Below are 23,121 nucleotides of genomic sequence, written 5' to 3'. Positions count from 1 at the left end.
CATGGCCAGTGCTGCGGAAGCCGCCGAAAGGGCCGAACGGGAACGGGTGCGCAGCCGCTGGCTGCTCTCGCTGCCGGCCCTCGCCATAATCTTCGTTGCCGCCATCGGCCCGCTCTTCGTCATGCTCGCCTATTCCTTCATGGCGAAGGGCGATTATGGCGATGTGAAATTCGGCCAGTTCTCGCTCGACGGATGGTTCTCCGTCTTTCTCCAGCGGGACATGTTCGACGACACCGTCGCCATCGCCGACGCCCATCTCTCGATCATCTGGCGCTCGGTGCGCCTGTCGATGATCACCACGCTGGCGACCCTCGCTCTCGGTTTCCCGACGGCCTATTTCATCGCGACGCGGCCGCGGCATACGCGGGAGATGTGGGTGTTCCTCGTGACCATCCCGTTCTGGACCAACCTGCTGATCCGCACCTTCGCCATGCAGCAGGTGATCCGCAACGAGGGCATCCTCAACACGCTGCTGATCTGGCTGCACGTCATCGATCAGCCCCTGCAGATCATGTACACCGACTGGGCCATCCTGTTCGGCATGGTGTATGTCTACCTTCCGCTCATGGTGCTGCCGCTCTATGCCAGCATGGAGAAGCTGGACTTCCGGCTGGTCGAGGCGGGCTATGATCTCTATGCCGGCCGCTTCGCCGTGCTCCGCCGCATCATCATACCGCTGGTCAAGCCCGGTATCATCGCCGGCTCGATCCTGGTCTTCATTCCCTCGCTTGGCGCCTATGTGATCCCGCGCGTTCTGGGGGGCGGCAAGAACATGATGCTCGGCAATTTGATCGAGCTGCAATTCGGCTCCGGCCGCAACTGGCCGCTCGGCGCGGCGCTCTCCATCGCGCTCATGGCGGCGGTGATGGTGGCCCTGCTGTTCTATGTGCGCAACGCCGCACGCACGGGGGCGCAGCATGGCTAGGCACTTCGACATACGCTCCCAGACCGGCTTCGGTACCATCGCGATGTTCACCTTCGCGATGCTGTATCTGCCGATCCTGACGCTGGTCGCCTACGCCTTCAACGCGAGCGAATCCGTCACCACCTGGGGCGGCTTCTCGCTGCGCTGGTTCGCCGATGCGTGGGACAATCGCGCCGTGCAGGATGCGGCGTGGCGCTCGCTCATCATCGCGGTGAGCGCGGCGACCATCGCCACCATCGCTGCCACCATGGCCGCGATCGCCACCACCCGCACGGCGCCCTATCGCGGGCTCGGGATCAAATACGCCTTCATCAACACGCCGCTGATGGTGCCGGAGATCGTCACCGCCGTGGCGCTGCTGATCGTGTTCTCGCGCATCAAGGTGTGGACCGGCTATTCCGGGCTTGGCTACCTGATCATCGCCCATACCGCCTTCTGCATTCCCTTCGCCTATCTGCCGATCCGCGCGCGTCTGGAGAGCATGGACTCCACGCTCGAGCGCGCGGCGGCCGATCTCTATGCGACGCCGTGGATGGCCTTCCGGCGGGTGACGCTGCCGCTCTTGAGGCCCGGCATCATCGCCGGCTTCATGCTCGCCTTCGTCATCTCGCTGGACGACGTGGTCATCACCGAGTTCGTCAAATCGGGCGGGCAGGACACCCTGCCGACCTACATGCTCGGCCAGATCCGCCGCGCCGTGACACCCGAAATCAACGCCATCGCCACGGCCTTCCTGGCGCTGTCGGTGGTTCTGGTGACGGCGTTCTTCTTCATCAACCGCCGCAAGACCTAACGATAACGAGACCTTACGGAGACGGAACATGAACTGGAAGATGACGGCCGCCTCGGCGGCGTTCGCCCTGCTGGGTCTTGCCGGCAGCGCCGCGGCCGAGGGCAACCTCAACATCTACAACTGGGGCGACTACACCAGCCCCGAGCTGATCAAGAAGTTCGAGGACACCTATAAGGTCAAGGTGAGCGTCACCGACTACGACTCGAACGATACCGCGCTGGCCAAGATCCGCGCCGGCGGCCATGGCTTCGACATCGTGGTGCCCTCGGCCAACTATCTGCCGATCTGGATCAAGGAAGGCCTGCTGCTGGAGGCCCGCCCGGACCAGATGTCGAACTTCAAGAATGTCGACGAGCGCTGGGTGAACGTGCCGTGGGATCCGGGCCGTCACTATTCGGTGCCGTGGCAGTGGGGCCTGAGCGGCATCGGCATCAACAAGAAGGTCTATAGCGGCGACATCAACACCTCCGCCATCTTCCTTGATCCGCCTAAGGAACTGGTCGGCAAGATCAATGTCGAGCCGGAGATGAACGACGTTCTCTTCGCCACCATCAAATATGTCGGCGGCGACTGGTGCACGGCCGACAAGGCGGTGCTGAAGAAGGTCCGCGACAAGCTGCTGGAAGCCAAGCCCAAGTGGCTTGCCATGGACTACAGCGTGACCGAGAAGCTGCCCTCGGGCGACTATGCCGCGGTGTATTACTGGAACGGCGCCATCCTGCGCTCGCGCCTGAAGAACCCGGACATCGCCTTCGGCTATCCGAAGGAAGGCTACCCGGTGTTCATGGACAGCGTGGCGATCGTGAAGGACGCCAAGAATGTCGAGAACGCCAAGCTGTTCATGAACTTCATCATGGAGCCGGAGAATGCCGCGCTGATCTCGGCCTTCGCCAAATATGCCAACGGCATCAAGGGGTCGGAGAAGTTCTTCCCGGCCGACATGAAGGATGCCCCGGAGCTGAACGTTCCGGCGCAGTTCGAGAAGGCCGGCGAGTTCCTCACGACCTGCCCGCCGGAGGTTTCCGACCTCTATGCGCGCATCTGGACCGACGTGAACAAGTAATACCCGCCTGATCAATCCCGGCGGGCTTTGCTCGCCGGGATCTCTACCCGATGAGAGCGATCAGGTTGGACTGCTCAACGCTCATTGAGCATCTCCACCATCGAGCGCAGACTTTCGATCAAGGTGATGAAGCGCGGCCGGAAACTTGCTGGCGCCACCAGGGCCGCCAGATGAACCAGCATCAGCGCGAGTTGAAACCGTAGCAGGGTCATCGCAAATCTTCGCCGCGCGCATTCGTGTACGCGTATTCTAGTGTAGATTGATCCTGCCCTTAGGCAATGCGTACTACTCCCTGTCGCTTCGGTCGGCTTGTGGACACGCCCATGTCACTGATGGACCTCACGGCCAGCGAGTTGTCGCGCCTCATCGCCACCCGCGAGGTGCGTCCGTCGGAGGTGATGGCCGCCTATCTCGACCGTCTTCCGGCAAATGATACCATCAACGCCATCGTCGCCCCGCGTGACGCGGATGTGCTGATGGACGAGGCCCGCGCCGCCGATGAGGCCGCGCCGCGTGGCTGGATGCATGGCCTGCCGCATGCAGTGAAGGATCTGGTGGCGGTGCGCGGGCTGCGCACGACCTATGGCTCGCCGCTCCACCGCGACTATGTGCCGGTGGCGGATGATCTCGTCGCCGCCCGGCTGCGCGCGGCCGGGGCGATCTTCACCGGCAAGACCAATACGCCGGAATGGGGTCATGGCAGCCACAGCTTCAATCCCGTCTACGGTGTGACGCGCAATCCGTATGATATTACCCGCGCGGCGGGTGGCTCCTCTGGCGGAGCGGCGGCGGCGCTGGCGGCGCGGCTGGTGCCGGTTGCCGATGGCTCGGACATGATGGGGAGCCTGCGCAACCCGGCCGCCTTCTGCAACGTCTATGGCTTCCGGCCGAGCTGGGGCCTTGTGCCTTCTGACGCGGAGGGCGAGACCTTCATGGCGACCATGGCCACGGACGGGCCGATGGGGCGCACGGTGGAGGACGTCGCCCGGCTTCTGGAAACGCTGTCCGGCGAGAACCCCGCCGCGCCTTTCCCGCGCCCTGCCTTCCGCTATGAACCGGGGCCTGCGGCCAATCTCGCCGGCCTGCGGGTCGGCTGGCTCGGCGACTGGGGCGGGGCCTACCCTTGCGAGCCCGGCATTCTCGATCTCTGCCGGCAAGGCCTTGCGGTGCTTGAGCAACTTGGCACCACCATCGACGAGGTGCCGCCGCCTTTCCCGGCCGAGGAGCTGTGGACCGCGTGGATTCACCTGCGTGGCTTCCTCAATGCCGGTGGCAAGGGCGCGCTCTGGGCGGACCCCGACAAGCGGGCGCTGCTGAAGCCGGAGACGGTGTGGGAAATCGAGTTCGGCCGCAGCGTGACGGCTGCTGACGCCTATGCGGCGAGCCTTATGCGCTCGCGCTGGTATCATGTAGCCTCCACACTGTTCGACACCTATGACCTGCTGGTGATGCCCTCGGCGCAGGTTTGGCCCTTCCCGGCGGACTGGCGCTGGCCGCGTGAGATCAATGGCCGGGTGATGGACACCTATCACCGCTGGATGGAGGTGGTGGTGCCGGTCAGCCTCATCGGCCTGCCATCCCTCGCCGTGCCCTGCGGCTTCGGCGAGCAGGGCCTGCCGATGGGGATGCAGCTCATCGGACGGGCCGGCGCGGATGCCCGCGTGCTGGCGGCGGGCGAGGTCTATCATCAGGCGACGCGCTGGCCGCAACGGCGCCCGCCGGTTCTCACCGCCTAGAGAGCCCGTCCGCCGCGCGGCGTAACCGTGCAATCAAAGCCGCCGCGCCCCTGGGGGCCGGCTGTCTGCATCATCTGCCTGAAAAGAACTCTGCGAGAAGTGGTAGCGGGAGAGGGACTTGAACCCCCGACCCCAGGATTATGATTTTGGGGTTAGGCTCTTTTACCACCTTTACCCGAGTTTACCAAGATTGGATTTGCTTAGACATTTCAAGGGGTAGGTCGGGCTGCTATGTTTGATCGAGTTGGATCGAATTTGATCGAGCTTGCCATACGCTGCTGACTTGGTGCTGACTTGGCTTAAATGCAGGAGTCGAGTCCACCATGCCCCGGATCACCAAGAAGGTCGTCGATGCCGCCACGGCCGACCCGTCTCGCAAGACCATGGTGTGGGATTCCGACCTGAAGGGTTTCGCCCTCCGCATCACCCCGGCGGGGGTGAAAAGCTATGTCGTGACCTATCGCACCGCCGAGGGCCGGCAGCGCGAGGTGACCATCGGCAAGCACGGTTCACCCTGGACGCCGGAGCTTGCGCGCGAGAGGGCGGCTAAGATCCTGCTCGACGTGCGCGCCGGCATCGACCCGCTGGAGACGAAGGGCGCCGCGCGCGAGGCGCTCACCGTGACGGGCTTGCTCGAGCTCTATCTATCCGATGGGCCGGCGGACAAGCCGAACAAGAAGGCTGTGAGCTGGGCCAGCGACCGGGCTTATTTCACCCGGCACGTCGTGCCGCTCATCGGCCGGAAGCCGCTCAAGACCCTGCGGCGGCAGGACATCACCAAGATGATGAGCGACATTGCGGCGGGGAAGACGGCGGCGCGGATCAAGACCGGCAAGCGAGGCCTGGCCGTGGTGCAGGGAGGGAAGGGCGCCGCGTCTCACGCTGTCGCCTGCCTTGGCGGCGCGCTCACCTTCGCCGTGGCGCGCGGGCTGATCGACGAGAACCCCGCCCGCGGCATCAAGCTCTATGCCCCGAACAAGATCGAGCGGTTCCTCTCCGAGGCCGAAGTCCTGCTCCTCGCCGAGGCGCTCACCGCCTGCGTCGATGAAATGAAGCTGCACCCTGCGATGGCCGATGCAATCAGGCTCCTGATGCTCACCGGCTGCCGCAAGGGTGAGGTGCTGGGGCTGGAATGGGCGTGGATCGACTTCGAGCGGCGCGTGATCCGCTTCCCGGACAGCAAGACCGGCAGCAAAGTCACGCCCCTGCCGGTGCCGGCGGTGGACATCCTGCGCAGGATCGAGCGGCAGGAGGGCCGCCGGTTCGTCTTCCCACCGCTTCGCGAGAGCGAGGGGCACATGGTCGGCCTGCAACATGGCTGGCAGCGGGTGAGGGATAAGGCGACGGAGATCGCCCGGCAGCGGGCGGCAGAGGCGGGCTTGCCCGTGTCGGAGGCGCCGGACCTGACGGCGCTGCGCCTGCACGATCTGCGGCATTCCTTCGCCAGCTTCGCCGTGGCGGACGGCGAGGCTCTGTTCCTGGTGGGCAAGGTGCTGGGGCACAAGCGCGCCACCACCACCGAGGGTTATGCCCACCTCCGAGATGACCCGATCAAGGCGGTGTCAGACAGGACCGCGGCGCGGATCGCGCGGGCCATGGGTATCGCGGAGGAGTGAAAAAACACGAAAACGCTCTGGCGGGGCACTGACAAAACTGACGAAACCTCCCCGTCCTCGCAGGCCTAAGGTACGGGGAGCCTGCAAGAGTCATGACCATTATTCCCCACGAAGATCTTTTTCCCGCACGCTAAAGCGCTCGACCTCGAATTCTTCAACGGTAATGCCGCGCTTGGCTGCCGCTGCAGCCATTGTCCGCCAGTGATCAGTCGCGTAGGGGCCAATCGCAGGATCGCATTCAACCATGATTTCGTGAACGGAGCCGATCTTCGGAGGCGAAGAGGCTATTCCCCCAGTTTCTGGATGGTTCAGTCGCCACCAAATCTTCCTGGCTATCACATCTTCGCTAAACGGTTCTGGCTTGTCGGGACGATGTATCGAGATGTAATCGCCGACGGCCGGCACCCCGGGAAGATTAAACTCAAGGGAGTAATCCGGCTCAAGCTTTCCGATCTCCCTGATGACCAAAGTTACTTTAATCATTCATATCTCCTTGGGTCTGGCAGCTTCGATAAGTTGAGAACGACGCTCCCTTACCAATGGAGCGGGCTGCTTCCTGGCGCGCAAGCGCCCTGTCGCGCTCATGATCGGCGCGTGCCTGCATATCGGCAAGGGCGCAGATGAGGCGATGAATGTCTGGATCGAGCGCCGGCTGGCGCTGGTCCTCTTCCTGCTCACCGTCCGCCATCGGCGCGGTCCTTCAGATTCAGGGACGAGGCTCGACTATAACTGCGCATCTTCTTCTGAAGCTTGAATAGTCTCCGCGGGCCTCTCCACGGCGCTAACGAAATTCAAGGAAGTGACGTTAATGATTTTTCCCTTGCTACCACGTGTTTCAAGGGTATTCGCCACCTCATTGCTGCCATAACCAGCAATTGTGATCCGCATCGGTGGGGTGTCCATGAGCTTTATCAGCGGATGCTCGTAACGCTCGATAGCACCCCAAAAAGTACACTCGCTACCATCTTCGATGCAGCGAAATTCATAATGTTTGCCTACTTCAAACATCTATGTTGCCTTCCTCAGCCTGACACCAGCACCACCGCCATTCTCAGCGATGAATTCGACGCCTGCAACTTCCAGTGCGCGCTGGATCGCGGCGAGCGTGTCGGGTGCCCCGCCGGTGTGACCGTTTTCAAATCGCGTCACGGTCATAGCCGAGACCCCAGCAAGTGCCGCTAGATCGCGCACGCCGAGGCCTAAGGCGGCTCGCGCCATCTTGCATTGGGCCGGGATGATTGGGGAGCCTGTTGACACTGTAAACACCTGCTGGCATGTTCACCCTGTAAACACCCTATCTACCACAGGAGAACGCCGATGCACATGCATTCGGGCGAACGCCCCAGCCTTGCCCGCACCTTCGAGATGATCGAGACGACGGCGCTCCGGCGCCGCATGGAGCGCGCCGTCGAGGCCCTGCTCGCCGCGCTCGACGAACTAGGCGGTGATCCCGACCTGGAGCCGACCGGGGACGAACTGGACACCAGCGCCCCGGAAGGCTGGCGCCGGTTCGACATGCTCGCCGCCAACGATGACGCCGAGGACGATGACCCGGCGGAGCTGGATGATTTCGCGGAAGAGGATGATCCGCCCGAGGATGGGCACGACGCCGAGGACAACCGGGACGACCTTGAGCCGGACGCGGACGGAGAGCCGTCCGTCGGATGGATCACCAATGAGCAGGGCTCGTTTTATCGAGGGGAGCGAATCTGATGAGCCTGTCAGGCCTCAAGGAATGTGCGCAGTCCGAGTTGCGCATCGCCAGCCACATCATCAGAGCGGCCATGCTCCTCACGGACGACATGGTGCCGAACACCGATCAGTGCGACGCCTTGGCGGCCTTGTTCGCCAATGTTGACCGTCACGTCAAAAGCGCGATGGAGCGCCTGGACGAAATGAAGATTAAGGAGGCAGGCCGATGAACCGTCGCTTACCATGCAACGCCGCCGGCACCCATGCGCTGGCCTCTATCGGCCAAACCACCCCCACGCCACAGGGTCGCATCGAAGCTGCGCTCGCCGAGATCAAGGCGGCGCTCGCCGAGCTTTACCCGGCACACTGCGTCACCGGTCACGCCAGCCTGCGGGTGAGCACCGGGCTCATCATGGTCGGTGCCTATCCCGAGGAAGGGTATGAGGCCCGCGGGCACTTCCATCTGTGCGGAAAATAATAGGCCTTGGCGCCGTCCACCGATTCGAAATCAATGGACTTGCATATTCTCCATCGATTCGCTATCAGTGGAGATCGAAGCAACCGAGAGCCTTGCCATGAATGCCGCCGTCTTCTGCCGAGAGCTGGCCGTTCGGCTCAACAAAGAGCCGAACGCCATTTTGATCTTCGACCGGACGCTTGCGGAGGCCGGGTTCCGCCGCAAGGCGCGCGGCCGACACGCGCCTGACCTCAGCACTGAGGAAGCGGTCCTGCTGCTTCTGGCCTTCATGAGCGGGCACCCAGCAACGGAAGCCCACAACGCCGCCTCCGATCTTGCGCGCTTCAAGATGGTCCCCGGCGCCGGCGAGCAGCCGATGGCCGCGTTTCATCACACCTTCGGACTGGACAGCAACTTAGGTGAGCTGTCCAAGAAACCGCTGCTCGATCTGCTGACCATCCTTTGCACCCGCATGGCATCCGATGCTCTCGGTCGCGACAATTTCGTCTATCTGGAGGTAACAGATGGAGCGATTGTTGAGTTGCAGTTCGACATGAACTGGCAGCCGAGCGACCGGACCAAGAGGCTTGCCCTGCGTGGAGAGGTTAGCTTCTCGGGCGCGACCAACTCGTCTGGTAACGGCTTCCATTATGTAACGCACACAGCCACGCCAGCACTGCTCAAGTGGATTGGCGAAGTCACAGCGGCGAACGGCTGAGGAGCATCCGAAAATGACCGAGTTCACCAAACCCGCCTTGGCGGGGACGGCGGAGCTTTGCCTCCCGCCCCACCTTCGCAAGCCGCGCCTGCGCCGCTCCGAGGCCAGCGAGTACCTCGCGCTGGCGCACGGGCTGTCCTTCAAGGTCTCGACGCTGGCGAAGCTCATCGTAACCGGCGGCGGGCCGGCGGTGCAGTACTGCAACCGGTCCCCGCTTTATCCCAGGGAGGAGCTTGACCGCTGGGCCGCCGAGAAGATCGGCCCCCTCTGCGGATCGAGCAGCGAGCGCGAGGTGACGCCGTGACCTTCACGCAAAAGGAGGCCGAAGCTCATTTCTCGTGGATTTTTCAGTCAGCCGGCTCCGAGATCGCGCGCTCGCTCTTCGCTGTCGAAGCCAGTTGGCCGGAGGAAACGCCGTCGATTGTCTTCGAGGATGCGTGGGACACCGCCCTGCGCGATCTGCGGAACGGCATCGCAGCGGTGATGCTCGCCAATGGCGTGACCGATCAGAAGATGATCGCCAAGGCCCAAGAGATCGCCGTCGACAGCTTCATCGACCGATTCACCGCCCTCGCCGACGCGTGGGACGCAGAAGGAGGCTCTGCATGACCGTGCCCACCAAAGCAAAACGCCCCGGCGGCAACCGGAGCGTTCGCAAAAATCACCGTAGCACTGGCAAGTCCTCGGTCCCTCATATGAACCACAACACCGGATCGGGTTCAACCTTTTTGGCCGTCATGGATGGCCGGACCTTCGTCGGGTTCCAGTGGTTCGCCAGCGCCGAGGATGCGCGCCGGCACCTTCTCCATGGAGGGCTGGCTTGACCCTTCTAGAAGACGAGCACCTCGCTATGCCCTTTCCGTCCCGCGAAGAGATGTCGGCGCTACGCTGCGCCGGCATTTCGCAGGCCATTTTGATGGTTCACCCGCTCAAGGCGGTGGACACCACCGAGGGGCGGCGGGCCTTTGTGCTCGCCGTCGAGGATCGCTTCGGCGATGTGGTCGACCTTCTGGCGTGGCTCACCGATGATCCGGCCGCGTGCTGGACCTTGGAGGGGCGCGCCGTCCTGCTCGGCGAGTCTGCGCTCGACGAGGCGACCCTTGACCCTGGCGTGGTGGTGCATCGCACCCCTCTGGCATGGCTCGCCGACGGCTGCACCGGCATCGTCATTCTGGACCGCGCCAAGGCGTGGCGACGGCTCGCCGAGGCTCACGCCCTTATCGCTGAAGATGTGGATCATGCGCGGGAGGTGCAGCGCCTCGCGGCCCCGCCGGCCGCGACCGTCTTCGTTCGCTCACCCGATCACAAGGTGGCTGCCTGATGCTGGTGTCTCTGGAGAAGGCCGAACGGGAAGCGTGGCCTCGCCCGCGTCCGCTCAAGATCGCGCTGCCTGCGGTGATGCCGTTCGATCCCGATCTTCTGCCGGCGGCGCTCCGGGCCTATGTGGTGGACATCGCCGACCGGCAGCAATCGCCCCCTGACTTCGCGGCCGTCACGGCGGTGTGCGGCCTCGCCGCGGCGCTGGGCAACAGGGTGCGCATCCGGCCAAAGCAGCATGACGACTGGCAGGTGGTGCCCAATCTCTGGGGCGCCATTATCGGACGGCCGAGCGCCATGAAATCCCCCGCGATGCAGTCCGCCCTTTCGCCTGTCTATGCCCTGCAGGACGACATGCGGCGGAAGTGGGAGGAAGCCGAGCGGGAGGCTGCTGTCGATGATGTGCTCTCCGAGATCGATGCGAAGGACGCCAAGAAGCGGGCCGCAAAGGCGCTCAAGGAAGGAGACCGCGCCGGGGCGCGCGAGTTGCTCGCTTCCCTCGCCGAGGACGATGGAGGTGAAACGCCGTGCCCGCGCCTCATCGTGAACGACGCGACGGTCGAAAAATTGGGCGAGCTGCTCAACGAGAATCCGCGTGGCCTCATGCTGGTGCGCGATGAGTTGCCCGGCTTCCTCGCGCGCATGGAGAGCGAGGAATACGCATCGGAGCGGGCCTTCTATCTGGAGGCGTTCAACGGCGATGGCCGTTTTACCTATGACCGGATCGGGCGCGGCACCGTCACGATCGACAGTTGCACCTTGTCCATCATCGGCGGGATGCAGCCCTCGCGCCTCGCTCCTATCGTGCAGGGCGCGGTGTCAGGGTTGAGCAATGACGGGTTGATCCAGCGTCTTCAGCTCGCCGTCTGGCCGGATGATGTCGGCTCCTGGCAGTGGGTGGACCGGCACCCGAGCCTTATCGCGCGTGACGACTATGAGAGCGCCTTCCGTCGCCTGCATGGCTTGGAGCTTGGCGACGGGGAAGGGGGCTATACCGCCCTGCGGTTCACGCCGAAGGCGCAAGCCTTGTTCCGGGAGTGGATGGAGGAGAACCAGCGCGATGCCCGCTCCGGCCGGCTCTCGCAGATAATGGAGAGCCACATCCTGAAGATGCCGAAGACGGTCGCGAGCCTGGCGCTGATCTTCGAGTTGGTCGGCGGCGGCACCACGGCAGTGGATGCGGAGACGACGGCGCGGGCGCTCGATTGGGCGGACTATCTGCGCTCCCACGCCAATCGCATTTACTCCGCCGGCCAGACGCTCGCCGAGGAAGGCGCCCGGCTCATCTTGGAGCGGCGCAAGCAGTTGCCGAAGGAGTTCACCGCGCGGGATGTGCAGCGTAAGCAGTGGAGCGGCCTTGCCGACCGTGAGACGGTTGCCTCGGCGCTGGACCTCCTCATCGTCACCCACCATTGCCGCGAGCTGCCGCAGGAGCCAGACATCAGAGGCGGCCGCCCGTCTACGGTGTACCGGTGGAATCCCTGCCTCGCCGAGAGTGCCTGATCATGGGGCGGTGGACAGCACGCCTGCTCCAACCCGAAAAAATTCACGATACGCATGAGCGGAGCACGGACAAAACTGACGAAACCTCTACCCAGGTAGGTTTTGTCAGTTCTGTCAGTGCGTCAGTGGAGCGAATTCAGAATTTTTCTGTGCCGGAGCGCGCCGAGGCCGCCGGAGGTTCTGTCAGTTTTGTCAGTGACCCGTCAGAGCGTTTTCGCGTTTTTTCTCTGGATCGCTCCGGTTGGGACGGTGAGGACTGGCAGGCGACCTATGAGGAGCGCGCCGCGATCCTGGAGCATGACGAGGGCCTACCCCGCGCCGAAGCCGAGCAGCTTGCGCGTGAGCATGTGATCCAGTTGATGCAGTCTTCTGTGTAGTCACGGCAATCTAATCTAATCCAATCCAATCAAATCAAAGTCCGAAGACCTTGACGCGCGCGCGTTGACTTTGGGTTCGACTGCGCCGCCCTTAGTTGGATGCTTTATGGATACCTGCGCAGCTTCCTGACCCGTAAGTCGCTGTCCGCCCCGGACGGCGATTTGCTGTCTGTGTTTGGCATATCCAACGGCGCGCTGTCCGTCTCTCCCGAACAGGCCCTCACGCTGCCGGCGGTGCAGTCCGCCGTTCGCCTTCTCTCCGAGGCGGCGGCCTGCCTGGACCTGAAGGTGATGCGCCGCGTCGGCAACACCGACACCGAGGCCGCCGATCACCCGGTGGTGTCGCTGCTCACCGAGCGCCCGAACGACTGGACCGATGCCTTCACGCTGGTGCGCGACATGGTTGCGGCCGCGCTGGTCACCGACAAGGGCGCGCTGGCGCTGGCGAACAAGGTCAATGGCCGCGTCGTCGAGCTGGTGCGCTATGAGGCGGCTCACTTCGTCGTCGACTATTCCGGCGATGGCCGGATGGAACCGAGCTACCGCATCAACAACGTCCCGGTGAATCCGGCCGATGTGGTTCACCTCCGCTCGCCGTTCTCGCGCTCGCCCCTGTCTCTCGCTGCGGATGCCATCGGCGCCGCGAAGCTGATGGAGGGGCATGTCGGCCGGCTCTTCAAGGACGGCGCCAAGCCCTCCGGCATGGTGTCGTTCAAGGGCCGGAAGGCCCCGGAAGCCATCCGAGCCGCGGCCATGTTCTGGGAAGCCGCGCATGGTGGCGGCAAGTCCGGCCGCACCGCCTTCCTTGATGACGAGGCACGGTTCTACCCGCTGACCATCACCAGCGTCGATGCGCAGTTTCTGGAGCTGCGGAAGTTCCAGACGCTGGAGGTGTGCCGCGCTTTCCGCGTGCCGCCGGCCATGATCTACGACCTTGATCGCGCCACCTGGTCCAACGGCGAGCAGCAGGGCAAGGAGTTCCTGAGCTACTCGCTAGAGCCGTGGCTTCGCGCGCTGGAGGGTGCCCTCACATGGGCACTGCTCTCCGATGATGAGCGCCGGCAGGGCTACCGCATCACCTTTGACCGCGACGACCTCACCCGCGCCGACCTCACGGCCCGCGCGACGGCCATTTCCAGCCTGATATCGGCGCGCGTGCTCAACCCGAATGAGGGCCGCGACTGGCTGGGCCTGCCGCCCCGCGCCGGCGGCGACGAATACGCCAATCCCAACACCGGCAGCAGCCAGCCCGGCGCTGATCAGCCCGTTGTCGAGGTGCCGTGATGGAAAGCCTGTTCCTTGAGACCAAGTTCACCGCTGGCGAGGCTGGCACGATTGAGGGCATCGCCTGGCCTTTCGGCTCCCCGGATCGCGTCGGCGACCTGATCACCAAGGGCGCGTTCGCCTCGGCGCGTGCCCCGCTGCCGATGCTGGACGGCCATAACCAGCGCGCTGTCATCGGCGTGTGGGACAGCGTGACCGAGACGGAAGCGGGCCTGCACGTGAAGGGCCGGCTTCTCATCGACGATGTGCCCGGCGCCAAGGAGATGCGCGCCAAAATCATGGCCGGCGCGGTGCGCGGCCTCTCCATCGGCTTCGCCGCCAAGGGCGCCACGCCTCGCCCCGGCGGCGGGCGAACCATTCCCTTCGTCGACCTCGCTGAAATTTCCCTCGTGAGCGTGCCCGCGCACCCCGGCGCTCGCGTGACGACCATCAAGGGTGCGGAGACCGAACAGATGACCGAACCGACCACTCCGGCCGTGCCGGAACACAAGGCGGCCGAACCGGACGTGGCCGCCCTCGTCACCAAGGCGCTGGAGCCCGTCACCAAGGGCCTCACGGATCGCCTGGACAAGATCGAGGCCAAGGTGAACCGCCCGAACGGCGCCGAGACCAAGGATGAGCCGAGCGTCGAGCGCAAGGCGTTCACCGCCTATCTGCGCCACGGCAAGGAGGCCGGCCCGGATGAGCTGAAGGCCCTGACCGTCTCCAGCGATCCGCAGGGCGGCTTCCTGGCGCCGGCGGAGATGTCGAGCGAGTTCATCCGTGATCTGGTGGAGTTCTCGCCGATCCGCACCCTCGCCACCGTCCGCACGACCTCGGCGCCCTCGGTGAGCTATCCCAAGCGCACCGGCATCACGAACGCCAAGTGGAAGGGTGAGACGCAGGCGCAGGAGGGCAGCGAGCCGAGCTTCGGCCAGGTGGAGATCCCGATCCGCGAGGTGAACACCTATGTCGATGTGAGTAACCAGCTCCTGGCCGACAGCGGCGGCACCGCTGAGGCGGAGGTGCGTCTAGCCCTCGCCGAGGACTTCGGCGCAAAAGAAGGCCTGGCCTTCGTGTCCGGTAATGGCGTGCTGGAGCCGGAGGGCCTGCTCACGGCCAGCGGCATCGGCGAGACCATCAACGGCCATGCCACCAACCTCTCGGCGGATGCGCTCGTCACCCTGATGTACGCGCTGCCGGCTGCCTACCGCGCCCGTGGCTCCTGGCTGATGAATGGCGGCACGCTCGCTGTCATCCGCAAGCTGAAGGACGGTCAGGGCAACTATCTCTGGCAGCCGAGCTATCAGGCCGGTCAGCCCGAGATGATCCTCGGTCGCCCGGTGACGGAAGCCGTCGACATGCCCGATGTCGCCTCCGGCGCCTTCCCGATCATGTTCGGTGACTTCGCGACCGCCTATCGTATCTCCGATAGGCTGGCACTCTCGATCCTCGTCAACCCGTACCTGCTCGCGACCAACGGCATGACGCGCATTCACGCGACCCGCCGCACCGGCGCGGCCGTGGTGCAGGCCAAGGCGCTCCGCAAGCTCAAGATGGCCGCAAGCTGAGGAAGAACCCATGCGCGACCTGGTTTCCAATATCGGTATCGTCCCGGCCTTCGCGCCGGCTGTTCAGTCCGCTGCCGGCGATGGCCTTGCCATCGACCTGAAGGGCTTCAATCGCGTCGCCTTCGCCATCAACACCGGCGCCATCGTCGGTTCGGGTGACTTCGGCATCAAGGTGCAGGAGTCGGACGACGGATCGACCTTCACGGACGCGGCGGCTTCGGCTGTGCTCGGCACGGTGCCCGCGACCCTTGCAGCGGCGAGCGCCTACAAGCTCGGCTACATCGGCTTCAAGCGGTACGCCCGCCTGTCGCTCACCAAGGCCGGCGGCACGTCCATCGCACTCGGCGCCGTCGCGCTCAAGGGCGACCCCGCTCGCTCGCCCGTCGCCTGATCCAGCTTAGGGCGCCTGTCATTTGAGGGCACGTAGCGGCCTGTCCAACAACGGTAACCCCGCCTCTCCGGCGCCCGCCCTATGGGCTTCAGAGGGGAGACAAGGCGGGGAAGGTCGCGAGCACCAGCCGGTGCCTCCTTCATCGGCCAAGGGTTCATCGGGAGGTGGGTGGATGCCCACCTCCCATTCACACACAGGGAACGTCATGCCGGTGAGAGCGCCGAGGATCTGCGGATGTGGGCACAAGGTAGCGTCAGGGGTGCAGTGCCCCTGCGAGGCGCGCCGTGCTGCCGACCGCAAGGCCAGGGCAGACCAGAACCGGCCATCAGCCCGCGAGCGTGGCTATGACGGGAAGTGGCAGACCGAGCGCGCCGCGTTCCTGAAGGCGCACCCGACCTGCAAGCGGTGCGGCCAGCCCGCCACCGTGGTGGATCACGTCGTCCCTCACCGTGGAGACCGCAAGCTGTTCTGGTCCCGGTCCAACTGGCAGCCGCTCTGCACGCCCTGCCACAGCCGAGCCAAGCAGGCCGACGAGGCCCGGGGGGTGGTTCGCAACTTCCCAGAGGCCCCAGGGACCGGCGGGGGGAAGACAGCGCACGATTTTCCCCAAATAGCGAATTTCGATGGAAGTCGCCGCGCGATGAGGAAATCAGATGGCTGACATTGACATCATTCCGCTCGCCGATCTTAAGGCGCACCTCAACATCACCGGCGGCGATGACGACGCGCTGCTCACCGGAATGCTGTCCGCGGCGTGCCGGCATGTCGAGAAATGGATCGGCCCGCTCGAGGATTTCGACGAGGTGCCGGCTGATGTGGTCGCTGCAATCAAGCTACTCGTCGGCCACCTCTATGAGGCGCGGGAGGCCAGCTTCATCGGCCAGGGTGCTGTCACGGAGGTGCCGTTCGGCTTCCACGATCTGATCGAGCCCTATCGCGCGTGGGTATTCTGACATGAGCGCCCAATCCGAACGGCTCAAGCGGCGCCTGCAGGCGATACCTCGCGCGGCGGTGGCGGCGGTGACGCCGGCTCTGATCAAGGCCGCGAATGAGATGGCCGACACCATGCGCCAGCTCGCGCCGGAGGATACCGGCGCGCTGAGGGACAGCATCGCCGTCACGCCGCCCGGCCAGTCGACCCCGCCCTATTCGCAGCCCGGCGGTTCCGCCGTTGCCCCGTCAAATGCCGTCCTGATCACGGCGGGGAACACCGAGGTTCGCTATCCGCACCTTGTCGAGCACGGGACCGCTGAGGCCCCGGCTCAACCGTTCTTCTGGCCTGCCTTCCGGCTGCACCGGAAGAAGGCGGCCAGCGGCATCAAGCGCGCCGTCGCCAAGGCGGTTCGATCCACCAAGACATGAGCGAGAGACCGTCATGAGCATCAAATCCGCTGCCGGCACGAAGATCTATATCGGCACCACCACCGCGGCGACGAACGAGACCCAGTTCGCCGCTGACACCTATGTCGAAGTCAAGGAGGTGGAAGACCTCGGCGAGCTTGGCGACGAGAGCGAGGCGATCAGCTTCGCGGCACTCGGCGACGCCCGCGTGAAGAAGCTGAAGGGCGCGCGCGATGCCGGCACGCTGGTGCTGGTGGTCGGCCGTGACCCGCTGGACCCCGGCCAGATTGCCATGCGCAGCGCCGAGAAAAACACCTTCGAGTACAACTTCAAGGTCGTCGCCAACGATGCGCCGGACGCCGATCACACCAATTCGATCTACTACTTCCGCGGCTTGGTGATGTCCGCCCGCGACAACTACGGCCAGCAGAACAACGTCGTTCGGACCACGTTCAACATCGGCATCAATTCCGCCATCCTTGAGCTGCCGGCGGAAGAGGAAGCCTGATGCTGGAGGGGCTCACCATCCGCATAGGCGACCGGGAAGAGGTGCTCTTGCCGACGCTCGGCGCCGCGTTGGACCTCAACAAACGGCACGGCGGGCTTATGAACCTGCTCGCCGCGCTGGAGCGGTACGACCTGAATGCAGCCGTGGATGTCGTTCTGGCGGGCCTCAATCGCCCGGTGGACGAACGCGAGGCGACCACGGCGCAGGTCTTCGGCGCTGGCCTGATGACCCTCACGCCCGATCTGGTGCGCTTCGTCATTGTGCTGGCGAATGGCGGGCGCGCGCCGTCCGGTGATGAAGCGGAGGCCAAGGAACCGCCGCGCCCTTTCGGCGAGTGACCTTCGGGGAATATCTCGAATGGCTCTTCAAGATCGGCACGGGCTGGCTCGGCTGGCCTCCCGCCGTCGTGATGGGCTGCACCATGCGGGAGCTACGCCTCGCCTATGACGGCAAGCTGGACATGCTCCGAGCGATCCACGGCGGCGGTGAGAAGCCCGATCCGGGGCTGGTGTCGGCGAAGGATGGCAAGGGCGTCCGCGCCCTTATGACAAGCCTCGGCGCGAGAAAGGTCAGGCCATGACGGACGTGTCGTTGAATCTTCAGGAGGCCATCGTCGCAAAGCTGAAAGCCAGCACCGATGTGCTCGCGCTTGTCCCGTCCGCCAACATCTTCGACCGGCACGCCAGGCCGGAACGGTTCCCCTGCATCATCCTCGGCGAGGGGCAGACGGTTCGCGAAGACCTGACCCTGGCTGACAACCATGTGCGCCTCTATCAGACGATCCACGTCTGGACCCGAGACGGGGCGCTCATTGGTGCCCGCCGGATCGCGGGAACGGTCGGGGCTGCCCTCCGAGGGCGTGCGTTCGGGGCGGTGCCGGTGGTGTCGGCCCGCTACACGGGCGCGCGCTTCACGCGAGACCCTGACGGCGAAACCGGCCATGGGGTGCTGACCTTCGAGGCGCTGGTTGAGGAGTTCCCCTCATGAGGGCGGGGTCTCTTGATCGCACCATCATCGTCGAGCGGTCCACCGAGACGCCTGATCAGTATGGCGCCGTCACCCTGACATGGGCGGCGCTGGCCACGTTGCGAGCGCAGCTTGTGCAGTCGACTACCGCCGAGTTCATGCGCAGCTATGGCGCATCCACCGAGCGGGTGTTCGCCTTCCGCACCCGATGGCTGGACGGCATCACGACGCAGGATCGCGTCACCTATGACGGTGCCGCCTTCAACATTGTCGAGCTGAAGGAGTTGGGCCGTCGCAAGGGCCTGGAAATCCGTTGCGAGAGGATTGGGACATGAGGGGGCGCCGTCCGCAAAACCTCGTGGCGGCCGCACAGGCGATGGAGACGCCGGCGCCGCCTTCGTGGTTCGACCGGCACGCAAAGGCCGAATGGAAGCGGGTAGCGCCGATCCTCACCCAGGAACGGAAGGTGCTGACCACGGGCGATGTCGCAACCCTTCAAAGCTACTGCATCGCCGTCGGCCAGGTGGCGCAGGCGGCAGAGATCATCAGCAAGGAGGGGCTGACTTTCAACGGACCTCACGGCCCCCGGAAACACCCGGCCGTGGCCATTCAACAGGGCGCCATGGCGCAGGCTCGATTGCTCGCTGGCGAGCTGGGGCTCACGCCGACATCGCGGAGCCGGCCGGCGATGAGGGATGACGACGATGCTGATACCCTCGTGGATTGAAGACGGCAGCGAAATCCCCGATCCGCTGGGCTGTGGTGAACGGAATGTGCAGTGGCTCCGGCGGCTGAAGCATCCGAAGAACCCGGCGCGCGGGCATCCATTCCAGCTTGACCCGTTTCAGGAGCGGATCATCCGCCGGCTCTATGGTCCGCGTCATGAAGACGGCAGCCGCATCGTGCGCCGCGTCGTGCTGCTCCTGCCGCGCGGAAACCGTAAGACCTCGCTCTGCGCCGCTATCACGCTCCTGCACCTGGTCGGTCCTGAGCGTCAGCCCGGTGGCCTCACCGTGTCGGCGGCTTCGGCGCATGAGCAGGCTATGGAGCTGTTCAACGAGGTGGCGCTGATCGTCGAGGCCGACGCCCGGCTCGATAAGCACCTCACCGTGCGCAACTACCATTCCTCTATAGCCTTCCAGCGTGAGCGGAGCCGCTATGTCGCCGTGGCGTCGGACGGCAAGGTCCAGCACGGCAAAACGCCGAATGTCGTCATCGCCGACGAGTTGCACGCGTGGGAGGGTGCCGCCGGCCGGAAGCAGTGGGAGGCGCTTGATTCCGCGCTGGTGAAGATCCCCGGCACGCTCATGGTTGTCGCCAGCACCGCCGGCCGCGGGCAAGAGAACCTCGCCTGGCGAACCATCGAATACGCGATCAAGGTGCAGAAGGGCGAGATCGACGATCCGGCCACCTTGCCTGTCATCTTCATGGCGGAGAAGGCGGACGACTGGACCGATGAGGCGTTATGGCACCGGGTGAACCCCGGAATGCGGCACGGCTATCCCGACCTGGCGAGCTACCGGGACAAGGCCCGGAAGGCCATCAACTCGCCGAGCGACCGCGACTCCTTCCTGCAATACAACCTCAACGTCTGGCTCGATCACTCCACCTCGCCCTTCGTCGAGATGTCCGTCTATGACGAGGGCGCCGCGCCCGTCGATCTAGACGCGCTGGAGAGCCAGCCTTGTTGGCTGGGCGTCGATCTGTCGAGCAATGGCGACCTCACCTGTGTGGTGGCGGCATGGCGCGCCGGGGAGGACGGCTTCATCGTTCACCCGTGGTTCTTCTGCCCCGAGGACAATCTTCGCCTGCGAGCGGATCGCGACGGGGTGCCCTATCCGCAGTGGGCGGAGAAAGGGTTCATCATCCCGACGCCCGGCAACGTGGTGGACTTCCGCAGGGTGGAAGAGACCATCCGCGGCTTGTGCGATCGCTACGCGGTGCAGGAGATCGCCTTCGATCCGCACCTCGCCCGAAACATGCTCAACGATCTGCTCGACGATGGCCTGCCGGCCGTCGAGATGCGGCAGGGCTGGGTGACGATGGCGCCGGCCGTGAAGGAGCTGGAACGCGCCATTGTTGGCCGCCGGTTCACTCATGGCGGGCACCCGGTCCTGCGCTGGTGCTTCGACAACGTGGCGGTCCACACCGACAGCGCCGGCAATCGCATGTTCCACAAGGGCAAGAGCCGGGACCGCATCGACGGTGCTGTGGCCTGCGCCATGGCCGTGGCGCGCGCCGCGGCATCCGAGACCACCAGTTTTCTCGACGACGAGGGAGCGGTGAACGACCTGATAGGGGCTCTCTATGGCAGTTGATGAAGAGCGGCTCGTGGTCGCGCTGGAGGCCCGCATCCGGGATTTCGAGCGCAACTTCGACAGGGCGCAGAAGACGGCGGATCGGAAGTTCAAGGCCATCGAGGACCGCGCCAAGCGATCCGCCGGTGTCGTGTCGCAGACCTTCGCCAATCTGGGGCGCGGCACCGGCGCAGCCTTCGGCGCTATCGGTGCGACGGCCGGCATCAGTGGGCTGGGCATCGCGGGGCTATTCGCTGGCGCCAAGACGGCGGCGGCCGATCTGGCGCGCGTGGCGGCAGAGGCGCAGAAGGCGGGCGTTGGTGTCGAGGCATTTCAGGAACTGGGCTACGCGGCGCAGGGCGCGCTTGTCGACATCGACGCGCTCACCGATGGCCTGAAGGAGATGCAGCTTCGCGCTGATGAATTCATCGTCACCGGGGCTGGCGGTGGGGCGGAGGCGTTCCAGCGGCTGGGCTACACGGCCGATGAGCTCAAGGAGAAGCTCGCCGATCCGGCGGCGCTCTTCGAGGAAATCATCGGGAAGCTGGGGCGGCTCGACAAGGCGGCGCAAATCCGCATCGCAGACGAGCTATTCGGCGGCACCGGCGGTGAGCAGTTCGTCCGGCTCCTGGACCGAGGCAATGGCTACATCGCGAAGATGCGGCAGGAGGCGCGCGACACCGGAAACGTGCTCGACGCCGAACTGGTGCAGCGCGCCGCAGAGATTGACCGGGCCTTCGCCAGGCTCTCCACCACCGTCGGCACAAACCTGAAGGGGGCGCTCGTCGGTGTCGTCGCGCTGATGCGCGACTTCTCCGACATGCTCAACCGGACGGAGACGCAGAGCGCCGACACCCTGAAGCGGCGCATCGACCTCATTGACGCAGCCGTGGCGAACGCCCGCAAGAGCAGCCTGGCCTTCATGGCAATCGGCGGTGATGCCGGTATCGCCTCCCGCCTCGCCGAGCGTGACCAGCTTCAGGCACAGCTCGACAGCCGCCCCAAGACCAGCCTCACAGTCAACAAGCCCGGCGGCCTCGGCGATCTGTCTAAGATCGAGACGGCGAGCACCAAGAAGGCCGACCAGCTCGCCGAGTCCTACCGGCAGATTGTGACGGCTGCCGAGCAGCGCATCACGCAGATGGGCGTCGAGCAGCAGGCATTGGGGCTCACAACAGCCGAAGCAGAGCGGCTGCGGGTGAAGCAGGATCTGTTGAATGAGGCGCAGCGCGCCGGCATCACGCTCACAGCGGAGCAGGCGGACAAGCTGAACGAGATCGCCGAACGCTCCGGTGCTGCCGCGGCCGCGCTGGAGCAGGCCGCCATGGCGCAGGCCGCGTTGATCGACCGGCTCGATATGCTGCGGGGCACGTCCTATGACGCGCTTTCCGGCTTTGTCGACGACATCCGCGCGGGTGTCGACGCATCGGACGCGCTCGCCAACGCGCTCGACACGGTGATGGACCGGCTCATCGACATCGCGCTGCAGAGCGCTCTCACGGGACTGTTCGGGGCCTCTGGCACGACCAACGGCGGGGCCTTGGGTGGGGTGCTGTCCAGCATCTTCGGCGGTTACAAAGCCAGCGGCGGGCCGGTGGCGGCCGGCAAAGCCTATGTGGTCGGCGAGCGCGGGCCGGAAATGCTGGTGCCGCGACAGAGCGGGTTCATCATTCCGAACGACGCCATGGGGCAGGGCACTGCCGCGCCCGCCAAGCTGACCGTGAACGTTCACACCCTGCCAGGAACCACCGCCGAGGTAAGCGCGCCGACGAGACAGGCCGACGGCACCACATCGGTGGATGTGGTCATCAATCAGGTCAAGCGCGCCGTGGCGTCCGACATCATGACGCGCGGCGACATCGGGCGCGCCATCGAATCCCGCTACGGAGCCAACCCCGCGAAAGGACAGGGCCGATGAGCTATGTCGAGTGGCCTTCCTCGCTGCCGTATGCCTCCGCCGCTGCGGACTGGCAGCTTCAGCCCTTCCGTCCCTTCCGCCAGACCACCATGGAGGGCGGGAACGTTCGCAACCGGCGCCGCCCTGGTGATGATGTCGCGACCATGCGGTGGTCGCGGATCTTCAAGGAAGGGGAGATGGAGGCCTTCGAGGCGTTCGTTGCTGAAACGGCGGGCCTGTCCGCTCGCTGGGTGATGCCCGTGAGCGTGAACGGCTCCACCTATGAGCGGCGCCTGGTGCAGCTCTCTGGTGACCCGCCGGAGTACACCTCGCCAGCAACCGGCATCACGCGCGTGTCGATGACGCTGATTGTCTTCCCGCCCGAGATGACGCCGGCTTTTGAAAGCGCACTCGATTTCTCGGTCGCCGACAATTCCCAACTCTTCCCGATCTTCTTCTGAAGGTCGGGCTTCTCGCTGTGCTGACTTGGTGCTGACTTCAACCGCCGGGCAGGGCGTCTATCGCCCTATCGTCTCGCTAAGTCACTGAAAACTCTGAGAAATGTGGTAGCGGGAGAGGGACTTGAACCCCCGACCCCAGGATTATGATTCCCGTGCTCTAACCAGCTGAGCTACCCCGCCACACGCCCGGCCCGGAGGCCGTTCGCAGAGTGGCGCGATATAAGGAAGG

35 protein-coding genes and 1 tRNA gene are annotated in these 23,121 nt (G+C 64.9%); 30 read left to right on the top strand and 6 right to left on the bottom strand.

Translation table 11 applies throughout. The annotated features are described in order from the left end of the window. Position 1 precedes the first annotated feature (1 nt). The 3 genes from AncyloWKF20_RS09555 to AncyloWKF20_RS09545 are packed head-to-tail and all read left to right on the top strand — an operon-like array spanning position 2 to position 2,781. A complete protein-coding gene (locus tag AncyloWKF20_RS09555; RefSeq protein ID WP_279317614.1) occupies positions 2–925 on the top strand; it encodes an ABC transporter permease in 924 nt (307 codons plus the stop codon). Next, positions 918–1,718, top strand: a complete 801-nt coding sequence (locus AncyloWKF20_RS09550) for an ABC transporter permease (protein ID WP_279317613.1) — start codon at positions 918–920, stop codon at positions 1,716–1,718. Before AncyloWKF20_RS09555 ends, AncyloWKF20_RS09550 begins: the two co-directional genes overlap by 8 nt. Positions 1,719–1,746: 28 nt before the next feature. Then, positions 1,747–2,781 (top strand): extracellular solute-binding protein, encoded by a 1,035-nt coding sequence (locus AncyloWKF20_RS09545; protein ID WP_279317612.1) that lies wholly within the window; start codon positions 1,747–1,749, stop codon positions 2,779–2,781. Positions 2,782–2,855: 74 nt separating this feature from the next. Here the strand turns inward: AncyloWKF20_RS09545 and AncyloWKF20_RS09540 are convergent, their stop codons facing one another. Beyond that, positions 2,856–2,993 (bottom strand): hypothetical protein, encoded by a 138-nt coding sequence (locus AncyloWKF20_RS09540; RefSeq protein ID WP_279317611.1) that lies wholly within the window; start codon positions 2,991–2,993, stop codon positions 2,856–2,858. 111 nt (positions 2,994–3,104) lie between these two features. Here AncyloWKF20_RS09540 and AncyloWKF20_RS09535 point away from each other — a divergent pair, with 111 nt between their 5' ends. Both AncyloWKF20_RS09535 and AncyloWKF20_RS09530 read left to right on the top strand, forming a co-directional pair. Beyond that, positions 3,105–4,517 carry an amidase gene (locus AncyloWKF20_RS09535; protein ID WP_279317610.1) on the top strand — a complete coding sequence of 471 codons (1,413 nt, stop codon included), beginning with the start codon at positions 3,105–3,107 and terminating at the stop codon, positions 4,515–4,517. 323 nt (positions 4,518–4,840) lie between these two features. Continuing rightward, positions 4,841–6,133, top strand: a complete 1,293-nt coding sequence (locus AncyloWKF20_RS09530) for a site-specific integrase (protein ID WP_279317609.1) — start codon at positions 4,841–4,843, stop codon at positions 6,131–6,133. 99 nt (positions 6,134–6,232) lie between these two features. Here AncyloWKF20_RS09530 and AncyloWKF20_RS09525 read toward each other — a convergent pair whose 3' ends face one another. Genes AncyloWKF20_RS09525 through AncyloWKF20_RS09510 form a run of 4 tightly spaced genes read right to left on the bottom strand, consistent with a single transcriptional unit; the run spans position 6,233 to position 7,351 of the window. Next, on the bottom strand, positions 6,233–6,616 hold the full coding sequence (locus tag AncyloWKF20_RS09525) for a hypothetical protein (protein ID WP_279317608.1): 384 nt from the start codon (positions 6,614–6,616) through the stop codon (positions 6,233–6,235). Then, the gene (locus AncyloWKF20_RS09520; protein ID WP_279317607.1) at positions 6,609–6,821 is read right to left on the bottom strand and encodes a hypothetical protein; all 213 of its coding nucleotides are present in this window, start codon (positions 6,819–6,821) and stop codon (positions 6,609–6,611) included. The genes AncyloWKF20_RS09525 and AncyloWKF20_RS09520 overlap by 8 nt, the downstream gene beginning before the upstream one ends. Before the next feature lie 35 nt (positions 6,822–6,856). Beyond that, positions 6,857–7,141: a hypothetical protein gene (locus AncyloWKF20_RS09515; protein ID WP_279317606.1), complete on the bottom strand. Its 285-nt coding sequence runs from the start codon at positions 7,139–7,141 to the stop codon at positions 6,857–6,859. Beyond that, complete coding sequence (locus tag AncyloWKF20_RS09510; protein ID WP_279317605.1) at positions 7,142–7,351, bottom strand: helix-turn-helix transcriptional regulator; 210 nt, start codon at positions 7,349–7,351, stop codon at positions 7,142–7,144. Between the two features lie 99 nt (positions 7,352–7,450). On the opposite strand from AncyloWKF20_RS09510, the gene AncyloWKF20_RS09505 reads away from it, so the two are divergent. The 25 genes from AncyloWKF20_RS09505 (at position 7,451) to AncyloWKF20_RS09385 (ending at position 22,892) form a co-directional block, all read left to right on the top strand. Continuing rightward, positions 7,451–7,846, top strand: coding sequence for a hypothetical protein (locus AncyloWKF20_RS09505; RefSeq protein WP_279317604.1), 396 nt, complete (start codon positions 7,451–7,453; stop codon positions 7,844–7,846). Continuing rightward, entirely contained in the window at positions 7,846–8,055 is a 210-nt protein-coding gene (locus AncyloWKF20_RS09500) for a hypothetical protein (RefSeq protein WP_279317603.1), read from the top strand. The genes AncyloWKF20_RS09505 and AncyloWKF20_RS09500 overlap by 1 nt, the downstream gene beginning before the upstream one ends. Beyond that, positions 8,052–8,303, top strand: coding sequence for a hypothetical protein (locus AncyloWKF20_RS09495; RefSeq protein ID WP_279317602.1), 252 nt, complete (start codon positions 8,052–8,054; stop codon positions 8,301–8,303). Before AncyloWKF20_RS09500 ends, AncyloWKF20_RS09495 begins: the two co-directional genes overlap by 4 nt. 97 nt (positions 8,304–8,400) lie before the next feature. Next, positions 8,401–9,000, top strand: coding sequence for a hypothetical protein (locus AncyloWKF20_RS09490; RefSeq protein ID WP_279317601.1), 600 nt, complete (start codon positions 8,401–8,403; stop codon positions 8,998–9,000). Between the two features lie 13 nt (positions 9,001–9,013). After that, positions 9,014–9,304 (top strand): hypothetical protein, encoded by a 291-nt coding sequence (locus AncyloWKF20_RS09485; protein ID WP_279317600.1) that lies wholly within the window; start codon positions 9,014–9,016, stop codon positions 9,302–9,304. Continuing rightward, positions 9,301–9,609 (top strand): hypothetical protein, encoded by a 309-nt coding sequence (locus AncyloWKF20_RS09480; protein WP_279317599.1) that lies wholly within the window; start codon positions 9,301–9,303, stop codon positions 9,607–9,609. The genes AncyloWKF20_RS09485 and AncyloWKF20_RS09480 overlap by 4 nt, the downstream gene beginning before the upstream one ends. After that, a complete protein-coding gene (locus AncyloWKF20_RS09475) occupies positions 9,606–9,824 on the top strand; it encodes a hypothetical protein (RefSeq protein WP_279317598.1) in 219 nt (72 codons plus the stop codon). Before AncyloWKF20_RS09480 ends, AncyloWKF20_RS09475 begins: the two co-directional genes overlap by 4 nt. Positions 9,825–9,850: 26 nt before the next feature. Continuing rightward, positions 9,851–10,321 carry a hypothetical protein gene (locus AncyloWKF20_RS09470; RefSeq protein ID WP_279317597.1) on the top strand — a complete coding sequence of 157 codons (471 nt, stop codon included), beginning with the start codon at positions 9,851–9,853 and terminating at the stop codon, positions 10,319–10,321. Continuing rightward, on the top strand, positions 10,321–11,820 hold the full coding sequence (locus AncyloWKF20_RS09465) for a YfjI family protein (protein ID WP_279317596.1): 1,500 nt from the start codon (positions 10,321–10,323) through the stop codon (positions 11,818–11,820). Before AncyloWKF20_RS09470 ends, AncyloWKF20_RS09465 begins: the two co-directional genes overlap by 1 nt. A 2-nt stretch (positions 11,821–11,822) precedes the next feature. Then, a complete protein-coding gene (locus AncyloWKF20_RS09460; protein ID WP_279317595.1) occupies positions 11,823–12,197 on the top strand; it encodes a hypothetical protein in 375 nt (124 codons plus the stop codon). 171 nt (positions 12,198–12,368) lie between these two features. Continuing rightward, positions 12,369–13,481 (top strand): phage portal protein, encoded by a 1,113-nt coding sequence (locus AncyloWKF20_RS09455; protein WP_279317926.1) that lies wholly within the window; start codon positions 12,369–12,371, stop codon positions 13,479–13,481. Next, positions 13,481–15,031: a phage major capsid protein gene (locus AncyloWKF20_RS09450; RefSeq protein WP_279317594.1), complete on the top strand. Its 1,551-nt coding sequence runs from the start codon at positions 13,481–13,483 to the stop codon at positions 15,029–15,031. Before AncyloWKF20_RS09455 ends, AncyloWKF20_RS09450 begins: the two co-directional genes overlap by 1 nt. A gap of 10 nt (positions 15,032–15,041) precedes the next feature. Next, complete coding sequence (locus AncyloWKF20_RS09445; protein WP_279317593.1) at positions 15,042–15,422, top strand: hypothetical protein; 381 nt, start codon at positions 15,042–15,044, stop codon at positions 15,420–15,422. Between the two features lie 172 nt (positions 15,423–15,594). Then, positions 15,595–16,083, top strand: a complete 489-nt coding sequence (locus AncyloWKF20_RS09440; RefSeq protein ID WP_347710389.1) for an HNH endonuclease signature motif containing protein — start codon at positions 15,595–15,597, stop codon at positions 16,081–16,083. Then, a complete protein-coding gene (locus tag AncyloWKF20_RS09435) occupies positions 16,076–16,375 on the top strand; it encodes a head-tail connector protein (RefSeq protein ID WP_279317592.1) in 300 nt (99 codons plus the stop codon). The genes AncyloWKF20_RS09440 and AncyloWKF20_RS09435 overlap by 8 nt, the downstream gene beginning before the upstream one ends. 1 nt (position 16,376) lies before the next feature. Then, a complete protein-coding gene (locus AncyloWKF20_RS09430; RefSeq protein WP_279317591.1) occupies positions 16,377–16,784 on the top strand; it encodes an HK97-gp10 family putative phage morphogenesis protein in 408 nt (135 codons plus the stop codon). 13 nt (positions 16,785–16,797) lie between these two features. Further along, the gene (locus tag AncyloWKF20_RS09425; RefSeq protein ID WP_279317590.1) at positions 16,798–17,271 is read left to right on the top strand and encodes an iron ABC transporter substrate-binding protein; all 474 of its coding nucleotides are present in this window, start codon (positions 16,798–16,800) and stop codon (positions 17,269–17,271) included. Then, on the top strand, positions 17,271–17,609 hold the full coding sequence (locus AncyloWKF20_RS09420) for a hypothetical protein (RefSeq protein WP_279317589.1): 339 nt from the start codon (positions 17,271–17,273) through the stop codon (positions 17,607–17,609). Before AncyloWKF20_RS09425 ends, AncyloWKF20_RS09420 begins: the two co-directional genes overlap by 1 nt. Next, complete coding sequence (locus AncyloWKF20_RS09415) at positions 17,606–17,851, top strand: hypothetical protein (protein WP_279317588.1); 246 nt, start codon at positions 17,606–17,608, stop codon at positions 17,849–17,851. The genes AncyloWKF20_RS09420 and AncyloWKF20_RS09415 overlap by 4 nt, the downstream gene beginning before the upstream one ends. Next, positions 17,848–18,258 carry a DUF3168 domain-containing protein gene (locus AncyloWKF20_RS09410; protein ID WP_279317587.1) on the top strand — a complete coding sequence of 137 codons (411 nt, stop codon included), beginning with the start codon at positions 17,848–17,850 and terminating at the stop codon, positions 18,256–18,258. The genes AncyloWKF20_RS09415 and AncyloWKF20_RS09410 overlap by 4 nt, the downstream gene beginning before the upstream one ends. Continuing rightward, positions 18,255–18,572 carry a phage head closure protein gene (locus AncyloWKF20_RS09405; protein WP_279317586.1) on the top strand — a complete coding sequence of 106 codons (318 nt, stop codon included), beginning with the start codon at positions 18,255–18,257 and terminating at the stop codon, positions 18,570–18,572. Before AncyloWKF20_RS09410 ends, AncyloWKF20_RS09405 begins: the two co-directional genes overlap by 4 nt. Next, positions 18,569–18,964, top strand: coding sequence for a phage terminase small subunit P27 family (locus AncyloWKF20_RS09400; protein ID WP_279317585.1), 396 nt, complete (start codon positions 18,569–18,571; stop codon positions 18,962–18,964). Before AncyloWKF20_RS09405 ends, AncyloWKF20_RS09400 begins: the two co-directional genes overlap by 4 nt. Further along, on the top strand, positions 18,942–20,555 hold the full coding sequence (locus AncyloWKF20_RS09395) for a terminase TerL endonuclease subunit (RefSeq protein WP_279317925.1): 1,614 nt from the start codon (positions 18,942–18,944) through the stop codon (positions 20,553–20,555). The genes AncyloWKF20_RS09400 and AncyloWKF20_RS09395 overlap by 23 nt, the downstream gene beginning before the upstream one ends. Then, entirely contained in the window at positions 20,545–22,452 is a 1,908-nt protein-coding gene (locus AncyloWKF20_RS09390) for a hypothetical protein (RefSeq protein WP_279317584.1), read from the top strand. The genes AncyloWKF20_RS09395 and AncyloWKF20_RS09390 overlap by 11 nt, the downstream gene beginning before the upstream one ends. Next, the gene (locus AncyloWKF20_RS09385; protein ID WP_279317583.1) at positions 22,449–22,892 is read left to right on the top strand and encodes a hypothetical protein; all 444 of its coding nucleotides are present in this window, start codon (positions 22,449–22,451) and stop codon (positions 22,890–22,892) included. The genes AncyloWKF20_RS09390 and AncyloWKF20_RS09385 overlap by 4 nt, the downstream gene beginning before the upstream one ends. A 103-nt stretch (positions 22,893–22,995) precedes the next feature. Here the strand turns inward: AncyloWKF20_RS09385 and AncyloWKF20_RS09380 are convergent. Further along, positions 22,996–23,072: transfer RNA gene (locus tag AncyloWKF20_RS09380), tRNA-Met, on the bottom strand. Between the last annotated feature and the right edge of the window lie 49 nt (positions 23,073–23,121).

This window comes from Ancylobacter sp. WKF20 (assembly GCF_029760895.1).
In the GTDB taxonomy this organism is placed as follows: domain Bacteria; phylum Pseudomonadota; class Alphaproteobacteria; order Rhizobiales; family Xanthobacteraceae; genus Ancylobacter.
The sequence above is the reverse complement of the archived record's forward strand: the minus strand, read 5'-3'. Positions and strand labels throughout refer to the sequence as shown.

Bases quoted from the DNA above. Each gene is read 5' to 3' on its own strand.
- AncyloWKF20_RS09390 (WP_279317584.1), top strand. From the start codon at position 20,545: ATGGCAGTTGATGAAGAGCGGCTCGTGGTCGCGCTGGAGGCCCGCATC.
- AncyloWKF20_RS09520 (WP_279317607.1), bottom strand. From the start codon at position 6,821: ATGGCGGACGGTGAGCAGGAAGAGGACCAGCGCCAGCCGGCGCTCGAT.
- AncyloWKF20_RS09430 (WP_279317591.1), top strand. From the start codon at position 16,377: ATGAGCGCCCAATCCGAACGGCTCAAGCGGCGCCTGCAGGCGATACCT.
- AncyloWKF20_RS09500 (WP_279317603.1), top strand. From the start codon at position 7,846: ATGAGCCTGTCAGGCCTCAAGGAATGTGCGCAGTCCGAGTTGCGCATC.
- AncyloWKF20_RS09445 (WP_279317593.1), top strand. From the start codon at position 15,042: ATGCGCGACCTGGTTTCCAATATCGGTATCGTCCCGGCCTTCGCGCCG.
- AncyloWKF20_RS09395 (WP_279317925.1), top strand. From the start codon at position 18,942: ATGCTGATACCCTCGTGGATTGAAGACGGCAGCGAAATCCCCGATCCG.
- AncyloWKF20_RS09410 (WP_279317587.1), top strand. From the start codon at position 17,848: ATGACGGACGTGTCGTTGAATCTTCAGGAGGCCATCGTCGCAAAGCTG.
- AncyloWKF20_RS09515 (WP_279317606.1), bottom strand. From the start codon at position 7,141: ATGTTTGAAGTAGGCAAACATTATGAATTTCGCTGCATCGAAGATGGT.
- AncyloWKF20_RS09495 (WP_279317602.1), top strand. From the start codon at position 8,052: ATGAACCGTCGCTTACCATGCAACGCCGCCGGCACCCATGCGCTGGCC.
- AncyloWKF20_RS09440 (WP_347710389.1), top strand. From the start codon at position 15,595: ATGCCCACCTCCCATTCACACACAGGGAACGTCATGCCGGTGAGAGCG.
- AncyloWKF20_RS09385 (WP_279317583.1), top strand. From the start codon at position 22,449: ATGAGCTATGTCGAGTGGCCTTCCTCGCTGCCGTATGCCTCCGCCGCT.
- AncyloWKF20_RS09535 (WP_279317610.1), top strand. From the start codon at position 3,105: ATGTCACTGATGGACCTCACGGCCAGCGAGTTGTCGCGCCTCATCGCC.
- AncyloWKF20_RS09450 (WP_279317594.1), top strand. From the start codon at position 13,481: ATGGAAAGCCTGTTCCTTGAGACCAAGTTCACCGCTGGCGAGGCTGGC.
- AncyloWKF20_RS09405 (WP_279317586.1), top strand. From the start codon at position 18,255: ATGAGGGCGGGGTCTCTTGATCGCACCATCATCGTCGAGCGGTCCACC.
- AncyloWKF20_RS09490 (WP_279317601.1), top strand. From the start codon at position 8,401: ATGAATGCCGCCGTCTTCTGCCGAGAGCTGGCCGTTCGGCTCAACAAA.
- AncyloWKF20_RS09555 (WP_279317614.1), top strand. From the start codon at position 2: ATGGCCAGTGCTGCGGAAGCCGCCGAAAGGGCCGAACGGGAACGGGTG.
- AncyloWKF20_RS09400 (WP_279317585.1), top strand. From the start codon at position 18,569: ATGAGGGGGCGCCGTCCGCAAAACCTCGTGGCGGCCGCACAGGCGATG.
- AncyloWKF20_RS09465 (WP_279317596.1), top strand. From the start codon at position 10,321: ATGCTGGTGTCTCTGGAGAAGGCCGAACGGGAAGCGTGGCCTCGCCCG.
- AncyloWKF20_RS09540 (WP_279317611.1), bottom strand. From the start codon at position 2,993: ATGACCCTGCTACGGTTTCAACTCGCGCTGATGCTGGTTCATCTGGCG.
- AncyloWKF20_RS09510 (WP_279317605.1), bottom strand. From the start codon at position 7,351: ATGGCGCGAGCCGCCTTAGGCCTCGGCGTGCGCGATCTAGCGGCACTT.
- AncyloWKF20_RS09425 (WP_279317590.1), top strand. From the start codon at position 16,798: ATGAGCATCAAATCCGCTGCCGGCACGAAGATCTATATCGGCACCACC.
- AncyloWKF20_RS09470 (WP_279317597.1), top strand. From the start codon at position 9,851: ATGCCCTTTCCGTCCCGCGAAGAGATGTCGGCGCTACGCTGCGCCGGC.
- AncyloWKF20_RS09530 (WP_279317609.1), top strand. From the start codon at position 4,841: ATGCCCCGGATCACCAAGAAGGTCGTCGATGCCGCCACGGCCGACCCG.
- AncyloWKF20_RS09435 (WP_279317592.1), top strand. From the start codon at position 16,076: ATGGCTGACATTGACATCATTCCGCTCGCCGATCTTAAGGCGCACCTC.
- AncyloWKF20_RS09475 (WP_279317598.1), top strand. From the start codon at position 9,606: ATGACCGTGCCCACCAAAGCAAAACGCCCCGGCGGCAACCGGAGCGTT.
- AncyloWKF20_RS09505 (WP_279317604.1), top strand. From the start codon at position 7,451: ATGCACATGCATTCGGGCGAACGCCCCAGCCTTGCCCGCACCTTCGAG.
- AncyloWKF20_RS09460 (WP_279317595.1), top strand. From the start codon at position 11,823: ATGGGGCGGTGGACAGCACGCCTGCTCCAACCCGAAAAAATTCACGAT.
- AncyloWKF20_RS09525 (WP_279317608.1), bottom strand. From the start codon at position 6,616: ATGATTAAAGTAACTTTGGTCATCAGGGAGATCGGAAAGCTTGAGCCG.
- AncyloWKF20_RS09545 (WP_279317612.1), top strand. From the start codon at position 1,747: ATGAACTGGAAGATGACGGCCGCCTCGGCGGCGTTCGCCCTGCTGGGT.
- AncyloWKF20_RS09550 (WP_279317613.1), top strand. From the start codon at position 918: ATGGCTAGGCACTTCGACATACGCTCCCAGACCGGCTTCGGTACCATC.
- AncyloWKF20_RS09485 (WP_279317600.1), top strand. From the start codon at position 9,014: ATGACCGAGTTCACCAAACCCGCCTTGGCGGGGACGGCGGAGCTTTGC.
- AncyloWKF20_RS09420 (WP_279317589.1), top strand. From the start codon at position 17,271: ATGCTGGAGGGGCTCACCATCCGCATAGGCGACCGGGAAGAGGTGCTC.